This is a genomic window from Porphyrobacter sp. THAI-01a, from assembly GCF_056868655.1.
In genome coordinates this window covers 594,011-606,594 of the sequence record NZ_CP180579.1, presented here as the reverse complement: position 1 = coordinate 606,594, position 12,584 = coordinate 594,011, and the positions used below count along the sequence as shown (strand labels likewise).

The 12,584-nt window shown below is 68.5% G+C and carries 13 protein-coding genes; 7 read left to right on the top strand and 6 right to left on the bottom strand.

The genetic code is table 11. The annotated features are described in order from the left end of the window. Positions 1 to 57 precede the first annotated feature (57 nt). From ACMX37_RS02980 to nadA, 3 genes are all read left to right on the top strand, one after another. Positions 58 to 936, top strand: a complete 879-nt coding sequence (locus ACMX37_RS02980; protein ID WP_483147469.1) for an MBL fold metallo-hydrolase — start codon at positions 58 to 60, stop codon at positions 934 to 936. A 73-nt stretch (positions 937 to 1,009) separates the two neighbouring features. Beyond that, on the top strand, positions 1,010 to 1,783 hold the full coding sequence (locus ACMX37_RS02975) for a hypothetical protein (protein WP_483147468.1): 774 nt from the start codon (positions 1,010 to 1,012) through the stop codon (positions 1,781 to 1,783). Between the two features lie 81 nt (positions 1,784 to 1,864). Next, a complete protein-coding gene (nadA, locus tag ACMX37_RS02970) occupies positions 1,865 to 2,866 on the top strand; it encodes a quinolinate synthase NadA (protein ID WP_483147467.1) in 1,002 nt (333 codons plus the stop codon). Here the strand turns inward: nadA and ACMX37_RS02965 are convergent. After that, complete coding sequence (locus ACMX37_RS02965; protein WP_483147466.1) at positions 2,863 to 3,777, bottom strand: DMT family transporter; 915 nt, start codon at positions 3,775 to 3,777, stop codon at positions 2,863 to 2,865. The genes nadA and ACMX37_RS02965 overlap by 4 nt on opposite strands. Positions 3,778 to 3,846: 69 nt before the next feature. On the opposite strand from ACMX37_RS02965, the gene ACMX37_RS02960 reads away from it, so the two are divergent. Continuing rightward, on the top strand, positions 3,847 to 4,959 hold the full coding sequence (locus ACMX37_RS02960; protein ID WP_483147465.1) for an alkene reductase: 1,113 nt from the start codon (positions 3,847 to 3,849) through the stop codon (positions 4,957 to 4,959). A 10-nt stretch (positions 4,960 to 4,969) separates the two neighbouring features. On the opposite strand, the gene ACMX37_RS02955 is transcribed toward ACMX37_RS02960, so the two are convergent. Together ACMX37_RS02955 and lipB are read right to left on the bottom strand one after the other, a co-directional pair. Next, positions 4,970 to 5,275 (bottom strand): hypothetical protein, encoded by a 306-nt coding sequence (locus ACMX37_RS02955; protein ID WP_483147464.1) that lies wholly within the window; start codon positions 5,273 to 5,275, stop codon positions 4,970 to 4,972. Then, positions 5,272 to 5,961: a lipoyl(octanoyl) transferase LipB gene (lipB, locus tag ACMX37_RS02950; protein WP_483147463.1), complete on the bottom strand. Its 690-nt coding sequence runs from the start codon at positions 5,959 to 5,961 to the stop codon at positions 5,272 to 5,274. The genes ACMX37_RS02955 and lipB overlap by 4 nt, the downstream gene beginning before the upstream one ends. Positions 5,962 to 6,058: 97 nt before the next feature. On the opposite strand from lipB, the gene ACMX37_RS02945 reads away from it, so the two are divergent. Both ACMX37_RS02945 and ACMX37_RS02940 read left to right on the top strand, forming a co-directional pair. Then, positions 6,059 to 6,880 (top strand): glycerophosphoryl diester phosphodiesterase membrane domain-containing protein, encoded by an 822-nt coding sequence (locus ACMX37_RS02945; RefSeq protein ID WP_483147462.1) that lies wholly within the window; start codon positions 6,059 to 6,061, stop codon positions 6,878 to 6,880. Positions 6,881 to 6,896: 16 nt separating this feature from the next. Further along, the gene (locus ACMX37_RS02940) at positions 6,897 to 8,264 is read left to right on the top strand and encodes an MFS transporter (RefSeq protein WP_483147461.1); all 1,368 of its coding nucleotides are present in this window, start codon (positions 6,897 to 6,899) and stop codon (positions 8,262 to 8,264) included. Positions 8,265 to 8,340: 76 nt separating this feature from the next. On the opposite strand, the gene ACMX37_RS02935 is transcribed toward ACMX37_RS02940, so the two are convergent. Then, positions 8,341 to 8,685: an arsenate reductase family protein gene (locus ACMX37_RS02935; RefSeq protein ID WP_483147460.1), complete on the bottom strand. Its 345-nt coding sequence runs from the start codon at positions 8,683 to 8,685 to the stop codon at positions 8,341 to 8,343. A gap of 153 nt (positions 8,686 to 8,838) precedes the next feature. Here ACMX37_RS02935 and ACMX37_RS02930 point away from each other — a divergent pair, with 153 nt between their 5' ends. Then, complete coding sequence (locus ACMX37_RS02930; protein ID WP_483147459.1) at positions 8,839 to 11,124, top strand: TonB-dependent receptor family protein; 2,286 nt, start codon at positions 8,839 to 8,841, stop codon at positions 11,122 to 11,124. Positions 11,125 to 11,163: 39 nt separating this feature from the next. Here ACMX37_RS02930 and ACMX37_RS02925 read toward each other — a convergent pair whose 3' ends face one another. Together ACMX37_RS02925 and ACMX37_RS02920 are read right to left on the bottom strand one after the other, a co-directional pair. Next, entirely contained in the window at positions 11,164 to 11,712 is a 549-nt protein-coding gene (locus ACMX37_RS02925) for a (2Fe-2S)-binding protein (RefSeq protein WP_483147458.1), read from the bottom strand. A 19-nt stretch (positions 11,713 to 11,731) separates the two neighbouring features. After that, a complete protein-coding gene (locus tag ACMX37_RS02920; protein WP_088915223.1) occupies positions 11,732 to 12,496 on the bottom strand; it encodes a class II aldolase/adducin family protein in 765 nt (254 codons plus the stop codon). Positions 12,497 to 12,584: the final 88 nt, after the last annotated feature.

The following is a 12,584-nucleotide window of genomic DNA, read 5'->3' as shown; positions in this document are numbered from 1 at the left end:
CCACCTGACCGGGGGCGGGGCTTGCCCAAAGATGATCGCAGGGCCATGTGTGCCCCCATGGTCACAATCCCCGAGAAACCCTGGCCCACCGGCCTTGCCGAAGATGTCGAGCCACTCGTCAGGCGCGTGCTCGCGCCCAACCCTTCGCCCTACACCTTCACCGGCACCCAGACCTATGTCGTAGGCGAGGCGAAGGGGCCCGACTGCGCGGTGATCGATCCCGGCCCGGACGAACCCGCGCACATCGAGGCGATCATCGCCGCCGTGGCGGGCCGCAGGGTGCTCGCGATCATGTGCACCCACACCCACCGCGACCACTCCCCCGCCGCTGCCCCGCTCGCGGCGAAGACCGGCGCGCCGATCGTCGGCTGCGCGCCGCTGGTGCTGGCGGTGGACGGCCCGCGCTCCGACGAGGCCTTCGACCCGACCTACGATCCCGACCGCGTGCTGCTCGATGGCGAGGCGATGCGCGGCACCGGCTGGACGCTCACCGCCGTCGCCACGCCGGGGCACACCTCGAACCACCTGTGCTTCGCGCTGGAGGAATCGGGGGCGCTGTTCACCGGCGATCATGTCATGGGCTGGTCGACCAGCGTCGTCATCCCGCCCGACGGCGACATGGGCGATTACATGGCGAGCCTCGAAAAGCTGATGGCGCGCGAGGATGTGCGCTATCACTCGGCCCACGGCGCGGCGATCGAGAAGCCGCGCCAGCTGGTGCGCGGCATGATCGGCCACCGCCGCCAGCGCGAGGCGCAGATCCTGCGCCTGCTGGGCGAGGCTGCGCGGCCCGTCAGCGGCTTCATCCCCGAGATGTACAAGGGCCTCGACAAACGCCTGATCGGCGCTGCCGAGATGAGCGTCACCGCCCACCTCCTCGACCTGGAAAAGCGCGGCGCCGTGCGGCGCGACGGCGCGGTCTGGCTGCCTGCCTAGACCTTCCCGCTTGCGTCCGGGGGCGTTCCATGGTCCACTAACAGGCAGGGGACGCTTTCAGGGGGAGGTGGCAATGGCGACAGCAGCAGCTCCGCGCCGCGCGACCGTGGAAGGCACGCGCTTCTTCGTGATCATGGCCTTCGTGATGAGCCTGCTGATCGTGGCGGGCTTCACCACGCACGTGATCGTCGGCCGCTCGAGCTTTGCCGAGCCCTGGCCTTATCATGTCCACGGCGTGATCTTCATGGGCTGGATCGGGCTCTACCTCGTCCAGCACGTCAGTATCGCCGGCGGGAACCGGGCGCTGCACATCGCGCTGGGGCGGATCGCCTATGCCTATATCCCGGTGATGGTCTGCGCGGGACTGCTGGTGATGGTCACCGCGGCACAGCGCACCGGCGGACCGTTCTTCTTCGCGCAAAACGAGTTCCTGATCAGCAATTCGGCGCTGCTGCTGTGCTTTGCGGGGCTCGCCTACTGGTCGCTCCGGCAGCGCCGCTACACCGGCTGGCACCGCCGGCTGATGCTGTGCGCGATGGCGGTGATGATGGGACCGGGGTTGGGGCGGCTGCTGCCGCTACCTTTCGCGATCCCCTATGCCTGGTTCATCGGCAACGCGGTGACCTGGATCTTCCCGCTGATCGGGATGATCGTCGACTGGCGCACCACGGGGCGGGTCCATCCGGCCTACCTGTGGGGGCTGGCCATTCTGGTGGGGGTGTTGGCCGCGTCGATGGCGCTCGCCTATTCGCCGGCGGGCTATGCGATCACGGAGTGGGTGATCGCCGGCACCCCGGGGGCCGAGCGGCCGATGGGGCCGTTCCTGCCGCCGGGCTTCCCCGGCTAGGCCGAGGCGGCGCTTTTCGCTCGAAAATCCCGCGGGCACGCCTATATCGGCGGCTCCTGAGTGACCCATAGGGATCAACCGATGAGCCTGCTGACCCGCAATCCCACCGGCGCCGACCTGCTCGCCGAGATCGACCGCCTGCGCCGGGAGCGCAACGCGGTGATCCTCGCGCATTACTACCAGACGCCCGACATCCAGGACATTGCCGACTTCGTGGGGGATTCGCTGGAGCTTTCGCGCAAGGCGGCGGCGACCGATGCCGACGTGATCGCCTTCTGCGGGGTCAAGTTCATGGCCGACACGGCAAAGATCCTCTCGCCGCAGAAGACCGTGATCCTGCCCGACATGGACGCCGGGTGCAGCCTTGAAGACAGCTGCCCGCCCGAGAAGTTCCGCGCCTTCCGCGAGGCGCACCCCGATCACATCGCGCTGACCTACATCAATTGCTCGACCGAGGTGAAGGCGCTCTCGGACATCATCGTGACGAGTTCGAGCGCCGAGACGATCCTCGCCCAAATTCCCCCTGAGCAGAAGATCATCTTTGGCCCCGACCGCCACCTCGGCGGCTACCTCGCGCGCAAGTTCAACCGCGAGATGCTGCTGTGGCCCGGCGTGTGCATCGTCCACGAGGCCTTCTCCGAGACCGAGCTGCTGAAGCTCAAGGAGCAATATCCGGGCGCGCCCATCGCCGCGCACCCGGAATGCCCGCCGACGATCATCGACCACGCCGATTACGTCGGCTCTACCAGCGGAATCCTGAGCTTCGCCAAGACCTTCCCCGGCGACACCCTGATCGTCGCCACCGAGCCGCACATCATCCACCAGATGCAGAAGGCCCTACCCGAGAAGAACTTCATCGGCGCGCCCGGCGCGGACGGCAACTGCTCGTGCAACATCTGCCCCTACATGGCGCTGAACACGATGGAGAAGCTGTATGTCGCCCTGCGCGACCTCCAGCCGCAGATCGAGATCGAGGAAGGCATCCGCCTGAAGGCCAAGCGCAGCCTCGACCGGATGCTGGAGATGGCGAGCGGGACCGTGGGGATGGGGGACCTGGGGAAGGTGCGGTTCAGCGGGGACTAGGTGGCCCTAGCCCGCGACACCGCCAGCGCCGCGCCGACCAGCACCATCCCGACCATGTCCATCCCCGACAGCACCTCGCCGAAAGCCAGCCAGCCGTAGATCGAGGCCACCGCCGGCTGGGTGAGCAGCGCGAGGCCGACCACCAGCGGCGGGAAATAGCGCAGGGCGAAGACCATCAGCCCCTGCCCGACCAGCTGGCTGAGGATGAACAGGCCGATGATCGGCCCCCAGGCCTGCGGCCACACCGGCTCGCCGAGCGCCAGCGCGATCCCCAGCAGCACCGGGCAGCCGAAGATGCTCACCCAGACGAGCAGGCTCCACGACCCGAAAGCGCCGCGCGCGCGCTGCAAGGTCAGCAGGTAGACCGCATAAAGCAGCCCCGCCGCGACCGAGAACAGGTCGCCCATCAGAGTCTCGCCCGAAATCTCGAGGCTCCGCCCCATCAGGATCGCCGCCCCCGAAAGCGCGAAGATGATCGCCAGCCACTCCAGCCGCCCCGGCAGCGTGCGCGCGACGAGGAAGCCCCAGAACAACAGCACGATCGAACCGGCATTGCCGAACAGCGTCGCATTGCCGAGCCGCGTCATCTCGATCCCGATGTGCCAGCTCGCCAGATCGAGTGCGAAGGTCACCGCCCCCAGCGCCACCAGCCCGAGCGTCCTCGCGCCCATCCCGGTCAGCCGCTGGTGGTTCGTCTTCGCCAGCAGGATCAGGAACGGCAGGGCAAGAAACAGCCGCCAGAAGCCTGCCGCGACGGGCCCGGTGTCGGCGATCCGCACGAACCACGGCCCGATCGCGAGCGCCACGTTGCCGCCGAACAGCGCCAGCAGCAGCAGCCACTGTGCCGGGCGTGCAGGTTCCTTGGCAGGTTCGCCGACAAGTTCTGCTTGGGAGGTCCCCTCATTTTCCATGCTTGCGCCCTAGCCGCGCGCGTCCCAAGTGCCTAACCCAAAGACAGACCAACAGGAGGTTTCCCACATATGCATGACGCCCTGTTCCAGCCGCTCCAGATGGGCGCGCTCCACGCCAAGAACCGCATCCACATGGCCCCGCTCACCCGTGGCCGCGCGGCCGAGCCGATGTTCGTGCCCAACGAGCTGATGGCGACCTATTACCGCCAGCGCGCGGGCGCGGGGATGATCCTGACCGAAGCGACCGGGATCAGCACCGAGGGCCTCGGCTGGCCGAGCGCGCCGGGCATCTGGTCGGACGAGCAGACCGAGGCGTGGAAGGCGACCACCAAGGCGGTGCACGAGGAAGGCGGCCTCATCGTCATGCAGCTGTGGCACATGGGGCGCATCGTCCACCCCTATTTCCTCGGCGGGGAGCCGCCCTTCTCCGCTTCGGCGACCACCGCGCCGGGCGAGGCGCACACGCCGACCGGCAAGCAGCCCTATGCGCAGGCGCGCGAAATGACGCTGGAGGACATCAAGCGCACCGTCGGCGATTACCGCCGCGCCGCCGAGAACGCGAAGAAGGCGGGCTTTGACGGGGTGCAGCTCCACGGCGCGAATGGCTATCTCGTCGACCAGTTCCTGCGCGACAAGACCAACCTGCGCACCGACGCCTACGGCGGCTCGCCGGAAAACCGCACACGCTTCATGCGGGAGGTGCTGGAGGCGATCATCGACGTGTGGGGCGCCGACCGTGTCGGCATCCGCCTGTCGCCCAACGGGGATTCGCAGGGGACCGATGACAGCAATCCGCCCGCGACCTTCGGCGCGGCGGCGAAGGTCTGCGAGGAACTCGGCCTCGCCTTCGTGGAACTGCGCGAGCCCGGGCCGGAAGGCACCTTCGGCCAGACCGACGTGCCCAAGCAGAGCCCGCTGATCCGCCAGATCTACACCGGCAAGCTGATCCTCAATTCGGACTACACCGCGGAAGCAGCCGAAGCCGATGTGACCAGCGGCAGGTGCGACGCGGTGAGCTTCGGGCGGCCCTATATCTCCAACCCCGATCTCGAGAAGCGCATCGCCGTGGGCGCCCACTGGAACCCCAACAAGGACGTGCCCAAGAGCTGGTACTTCCCGATCCCGCAGGGCTACACCGACTACCCGACCCTCGAGGAAGAACAGGCCCAGGCGGCCGAGTAAGCGGCGCGGTCTATTCGAAAGATTGGGAGGCCGGGGCGGCAGGGGCTGCTCCGGCCCCTTCGCTTTCCGGCCCGCCCTCGATCCCCGGAGCGGGCGTGACCTCGGGCTGTTCGGCGTCGATGCTGCCGACCGGCACCGCCTGGCGCGGCGCGAGCGGGGCTTGCGAGTCGAGCTGTTCGAGCGGGATCATCGCGTCGCTGACCGATCCGGGCAGCACTTCGCCCGAGGCCGCGCCCCCCTGCTCGGCAGGGGCGGAGGTCTGATCACCGCAGGCCGCGAGAAGCAGCGCAAGTCCGGCAAGAGCGGTGCGTTTCATCGGCATGCCCTCTTCGCGGCCGCATCGAGTGCGTCAAGGAAATCGTCGCTGGTCGCCACCAATGCGGCGTCCCACTCCTCGGCCGAGACCTGCAATCCCAGCCGCGCGAGGCTGGTGACGCCGTATTCGGCGATGCCGCAGGGCACGATCCCGCCGAAATGCGCAAGGTCGGGGTCGAGGTTGACCGAAAAGCCGTGCATCGTCACCCAGCGCCGCACCCGCACGCCGATCGCGCCGATCTTGGCCTCGCTCCCGTCGATGTCGCGGGTCCAGATGCCGACGCGGCCCTCGGCGCGCCAGCTTTCGACCCCGAACCGCGCGAGCGTGGCGATCACCCAGCCCTCGATCGCGTGGACGAAGCAGCGGACGTCCTTCCCGCGCTTTGCCAGATCGAGCACCAGATAGCCGACCCGCTGGCCGGGGCCGTGATAGGTGTAGCGCCCGCCGCGCCCGGCCTCGACCACCTCGAAGCGCGGATCAACCAGTTCGGCCGGGTCTGCGCTGGTCCCGGCGGTGTAGACGGGCGGATGCTCGAGCAGCCAGACGAGCTCGCCCGCGCGCCCTTCGTGGACGGCGGCGTTCCTCGCCTCCATGGCCTCCAGCGCCCGGGCATAGGGCACCGGCGCGCTCTCGCGCACCCATTCGATCGGGAATGCGGCCTCGCGGGCCGGAGCAGTGCTTGCCATGGCGCACCGGTGGGGGCATTGAGCGGCGAGATCAAGAGGCGATTGCGCGAGACCCCGCGCCTTCCTCTCCGGTCGACGGGATCGAAAAGGGCACCAGATGGCACACCGCAAGCTCGACATGGGCAAGGCCTGGACACAGGCGACCGGGATGATCGGCGCCAATCGCGATCTGGTGAGCGTGCTGGCGGGGATCTTCCTGTTCCTGCCGCTGTTCGTGGTGATCTACGTCCTGCTGACCAGCGGCATGGATTTCGGCGCCGGCGGGAGCGAGCCCGATCCCGAGCGCGTCGCGGCGCAGATCAACGCATTCATTCTCACGAACTGGTGGGCGCTGCTGCTGGCGCTGATAGGGCAATTGTGCGGCGGGATCGCGATCCTCGCCCTGCTGGGCGACCCGGCCCGCCCGACGGTGCGCGAGGCGTTGGGCGCGGTGCCGCGGCTGGTCCTGCCGGTGCTGGGCGGGCAGCTGCTGGTCGGCCTCCTCACCCAGCTCCCCTCCTTCCTCGCCAGCCTGCTGCCCGAAATGGCCGAAGCGGCGGCGAGCCTGATCGTCCTGCCGGTGACGCTCTATCTGTCGGTCAAGTTCGCGCTGGTAAGCGCGGTGATCGTGATCGGCGGCAGGCGCAATCCGGTGACCGCGATGCGCGAATCGTGGCAGCTCACCAAGGGCAATTCCTTCCGCCTGTTCCTGTTCTTCGTCTCGCTGGTGCTGCTGGGGACGGTGATCGCGCTGATCCTGCTGCTGGTGGTGGGCCTCGTCTTCTCGGCGCTCGGCGAAAGGGTCGCGCTGATCGGCAACACCGCTTTCTTTGCGCTGCTGCTGACGGTGTTCTACACCATCTCCTATGCGCTCACCGCGGCGCTCCATCGCCAGCTTTCGCAGGTCATCCCGGACGAGGAACCGGACCTCTTCGAGTAAGGGCACCCCTGCCGCGATGGCCGAGACCGATCCCGACCTGACCCGCGAGGCCCCGCCCTCCGGCGCGGCCCGCAAGACCGGCGCGATTCCGCCGGCGCGCATGGCGCTGCTGTTCATGGTGATGCTGGTCACCGCGGCGGGCAACACGGCGATGCAATCGGTGATGCCCTCGATCGGCACGGCGCTGGCGGTCGAGGACGTGTGGATCAGCCTCGCCTATTCGTGGTCGGCGCTTTTGTGGGTGGTGTGCGCGCCGTTCTGGGCGCGGCGTTCGGACAAGCGCGGGCGAAAGGCGATGATGGCGCTGGGGCTGGCGGGCTTCATTACCAGCTTCGTGCTGTGCGGCGCGGCGCTGTGGGCGGGGCTGGCGGGCTGGATGTCGGCGGTGTGGACCCTCGTCGCCTTCGCCGCCGCGCGCAGCCTCTACGGCGGCTTCGGCAGCGCCGCGCCGCCGGCGGTGCAGGCCTATGTCGCCTCGCGCACGCCCCGGGCGGAACGCACGCAGGCGCTCTCGCTGATCGCCTCGAGCTTCGGGCTGGGCACGGTGATCGGCCCCGCGCTGGCACCGCTGATGGTGCTGCCCTTCCTCGGCATCGGCCTGACCGGCCCGTTCCTGTGCTTTGCGGCCATCGGGGTGGTCGCCCTGGTGCTGCTGCGCTGGCGCCTGCCCGACGACGAGCCGCAATATGCCGCGCGCGGCGCCGCGGTCGCCTATTCCTCGAGCGGCTCGGGCGCGCCGGTCGATCCCGGCGACACACCGGACGCGGACGAGACGGGCGAGCCCCCACGCCTGACCTGGCGCGATCCGCGCCTGCGGCCCTGGGTCTTTGCCGGGCTGATCGGGGGCCATGCGCAGGCGATGGTGCTCGGGATCGCGGGCTTCCTCGTGCTCGACCGGCTGGGCCTGCGCGACACGCCCGCCGAGGGTGCGGGGCCGGTGGGCCTCGTGCTCATGAGCGGCGCGATCGCCACCCTGCTCGCGCAGTGGGGCCTGATCCCGCGCTTCGACCTCGGCCCGCGCGCGGCGACGCTGTGGGGCATTGCGGCGGCGGCATTCGGCACGGTGCTGCTGGCGGTGGCGGGCGACCTGCACCTCATCGCGCTGGGCTATGCCATTGCCTCGCTCGGCTTCGGCCTGTTCCGTCCCGGCACGACGGCGGGCACCTCGCTCGCCGTCACCCGCGCCGAGCAGGGGCAGGCATCGGGGATCGTCGCGTCGCTGGCAGGGGCAAGCTACATCTACGCGCCCGCGCTCGGCGTGTGGCTCTACGGCCATTCCGACTGGCTGGGCTTCGGCCTGATCGTGGCACTGTGCCTGACCGTGCTGGTGCACGGGTGGTTCAAGTTGCAGGCCGACCGGGATCTGACGAAGGAGCGGAGCTAGCCCTTTTCCGTTCGCCTCGAGTGAAGTCGAGAGGCCTGTGCGCTGGTGTCTCGACTGCGCTCGACCCGAACGGAAGTCAGAGAATTTCCAGCACCACGTCCTGCGGTCGGCACAGGCGAACGCCCTTGTCCGTTTCCACCAGCGGGCGCTCGATCAGGATCGGATCGGCCACCATCGCCGCAAGCACCGTGGCGTCGTCGGCATCGGGAAGGCCGCGCTCGGCCGCATCGGTGCCGCGCAGGCGCAGGCCTGCCTGCGGGGTGATCCCGGCATCACGGTAGAGCTGGGCGAGCTTCTCGGCGCTCGGCGGGGTCTTGAGGTATTCGACCACGGTCACCTCGACACGGCTGAGGCTCTCGAGGATCGCCAGTGTCTTGCGCGAGGTGCCGCAGGCCGGGTTGTGCCAGATCGTCGCCTTCATTCGATACTCCCTTATCCTGTCCCGTCGATAGAATCCTCGTGGCGGGATTGCCACAGATTGATGATTATCAATTTCAAGCTCTCACAGCGCTTGCAGATGCGAATGGTTTTCAATAGCTGACGTCCGCAAGACACACCGAGAGGCCTTCAACCCATGATTCTCCCCATTGCCCGCACCGCCCTTCTGGCGGGCTGCGCCAGCATCGCCTTCCCCGCTTTCGCAGAGAACGGCGACTTGCAGCAGGGCAGCAGCAGCGGAGCGATCACCACCACCGCCGCACAGCCCGCGACCGAGATCATCGTCGTCGGCAGCATGGAAGACGCCGACACCATCCCCGGCTCCTCCGCCGTCGTCACCGAGACCGACCTCGAACGCACCCGCCCGCTCAACGTCAACGATGCCCTGCGCCTCGTTCCGGGCGTGTTCGTGCGCGAGGAGGAAGGCGCGGGGATGCGCCCCAATATCGGCATCCGCGGATTGAACCCGGTGCGCTCGACCAAGGTGCTGCTGCTCGAGGACGGGATCCCGCTCGGCTATGCCCCCTATGGAGACAACGCCAGCTACTACCACCCGCCGATCCAGCGCTTCACCCGGCTCGAGGTGCTGAAGGGCGCCGGTCAGATCCGCTTCGGCCCGCAGACCATCGGCGGCGTGGTCAACTACATCACTCCCGAAGTGCCCGACGAATTCATCGCCAACGGCACCGTCGCGGCCGGCAACCGCGACATGCTGATGCTCGACGGCATGGTCGGCGGCAGGCTCGCCGGCGGCGGGGTGCTGGTCCATGTCAACCACAACCAGACCGACGGCTTCCGCGACAACCAGGCGCTGCGATTCACCGACATCTTCGTGAAGGCGGGGTGGGAATTCGGCCCCGACCACGGCCTCACCGTCAAGCTCTCGCGCTTCCGCGAGGACAGCCGGGTCGGCTATTCGGGCCTGCGCCGCGACGAATTCGCCGCCGACCCGCGCGGCAATCCCTTCGTCAATGACGACTTCCAGACCGAGCGCCTGAACGCCACCATCGCCCACCGCTGGAACCTGTCCGACGATCTGACCCTGCGCACCTCGGCCTATTACCACTACTTCACCCGCGACTGGTGGCGGCAGTCCTCGAATTCGGGCCAGCGGCCCAACGATTCGAGCGATCCGGCCTGCGGCGGCATGGCCAATCTCCTGACCACCTGCGGCAACGAGGGGCGCCTGCGCGATTACGACACCTACGGGATCGAATCCCGCCTCGCGATCGATCACGCGCTGTTCGGCTTCGGCGGCGAGACCGAGATCGGTGTGCGCTATCACGAGGAACGCCAGCGCCGCCGCCAGTGGAACGGCGACACCCCGACCGCGCGCCGCCCCGGCACGGGCGTGAACGCGGGCGTGCGCGAGAACAACGAGCGCGATGCGACCGCCTTTGCGGCCTTCATCCAGTCGCGCCTCGAATTCGGCGCCTTCGCGCTCACCCCCGGCGTGCGCGCCGAGTTCATCGATTTCGAGCGCCGCAACCTGCCCGTCGACGTCCTCGTCGGCGGCCGCCCCTCGGGTGCGGTGACCGCCGCCACCAGCGGCACCAGCAGCCTCGACAAGGTGCTCCCCGGCATCGGAGCGACCTGGGCGATCGGGGGCAGCCTCACGCTCTACGGCGGCGTGCACCGTGGCTTCGCCCCGCCGCGGGTGGAGGACATCATCACTGCGGCCGGGGGCTCGGTCGATCTCGATGCCGAACTGAGCTGGAACTACGAGATCGGGCTGCGCGGCGACATCGTGCCGGGCATCGGCTTCGATGCCACCGCCTTCGTCATGGATTTCCAGAACCAGATCGTCGCCCAGTCGGTCGCCGGTGGGGTCGGCGCGACGCTGACCTCGGCAGGCGAAACGCTGCACCGCGGCGCGGAATTCGCGCTCAACGCCTCCTCGCGCGCGGCGGGCTGGACCGGGGGCGATACCGACGTCTTCGCGCGCCTCGCGCTGACCTGGGTCGCGGATGCCGAATACAACAGCACCCGCATCGCCACCGCCCCCTGCTTCGACGGGGCGACCACCGGCACACCGGTGGCAACCGGCGCCGGCGCGGTGCCCTGCGGGGTAGCCCGAAATGTCGAGGGCAACCGCTTGCCCTATTCGCCCGAATGGCTGGTCTCGGGCGCGCTCGGGGTCGAGCACAAGGGCTTCACCGGGCAGGTCGAGGTCGTCAGCCAGTCCTCGATCTTCGCCGACGACGTGAACCTCATCCCCGTCACCCCCGATGGCCAGCGCGGGCTGATCGAGGGCTGGACGCAGGTGAACCTCGCCGCGTCATACGGCCCGCCGGGCGGCAAGTGGGAGGTGTTCACCACCGCCCGCAACCTCTTCGACCGGCTTTACGTGACCGACCGCGCGCGCGGCATCCTGCCGGGGCAGCCCTTCACCATCCAGGTCGGCCTGACGCTGCGTTATTGAGTTCAGACCACCCGTGCCGCCGAAGGTGGCCCGAACAGACTACTCCGGCTCTGCCACGCGCAGGGCCGGCACCGCCTTGGCGGCGTCCTCGGGAGTGATGCCCGGCGCGGGGGCGGCGCTGATGCGCTCCTGCCGCTGGGCCACGCGCCCGGCCTGCTCGACCGCCTTGACCAGCCGCGGATAGACCCCGCAGCGGCAGATATTCGGGATCGCCGCAGCGATATCCTCGCGGGTCGGCGCCGGGTTGCGCTGGAGCAGCGCGGCGGCGGACATGACGATCCCGGGGGTGCAATAGCCGCACTGGATCGCCCCTTGCGCCACCAACGCCTGCTGCACGGGATGCGAACGATCGCGCGACATCCCCTCGATGGTCGTGATCAGACGCCCTTCCGCCTCCGCCAGCGTGATCGCGCAGGACCGGAGCGCCACGCCGTCGACCAGCACCATGCACGCGCCCGAGCATTCCGCCCCGCCCCCGCAGGCCTTGGTGCCGGTGAGGTTCATCGCCTCGCGCAGGGCGTAGAGCAGCGGCATGCGCGGATCGAGGTCGAACTCGACCGGCCGCTCGTTGACGGTCATGCGCGACATGGCGGGTTCCCGAGGGCGCCTACTGGCGCCAGCTGTCGTCGATCCGGTCGATCTTGCGCTTCCACGCCTCGAAGTCGAACAGCCCCGCGCCGCCCTGCCCGCTCATCACGGAAAGGTCGCGCTGGTGAACGTCGACCACCGCCTGGGGCACGAGGTTGGGGTTGCCCATCGACAGCGTCGCCACCTGGATCTCGCAGGCGCGCTGCAGCGCCCACATCTTGACGAACATGCCCTGGATCGTGCGGTCCATGACGACGGGACCGTGGTTGCGCAGCATCAGGATCGTGTGGTTGCCGAGATTCTGCACCAGCCTCTCGCCTTCCTCGGGGCGGACGGTGACGCCCTCGAAGTCGTGATAGCCGATCTGGCCCTGGAAATTGCAGGCGTAGAAATTGGTAGGCAGCAGCCCGTCCTTGTGGCTGCACACCGCCATCGTTGCGGTGGTGTGGACATGGCAGATCGCGTCGGCGCGACCGCCCAGATGCTTGTGGAAATAGGCGTGCTGGGTGAAGCCGGCCTTGTTCACCATGTAGGGCGAACCGCCGACGTTATTGCCCTCGACATCGATCTTGACGAGGTTCGACGCGGTCACCTCGGAATAGAGCAGCCCGAAGGGGTTGATGAGGAAGGTGTCCTTCTCCCCCGGCACCTTCAGCGAGATGTGGTTGTAGATCGATTCCGACCAGCCGAGATGGTCGAAGATGCGATAGCAGGCTGCCAGATCCAGCCGCGCCTGCCATTCCTCGGGGCTGCATTCGATGGTGGGTTTGAGCTGGGTCGCCATGGTGCGTGTCCTCTCCGTCTGTCCTTGAGCCCGCTATCGCACGGGCAGGGAATGCTTTGCAAGGCGCGGGACAGCCCGCTACGCCTTT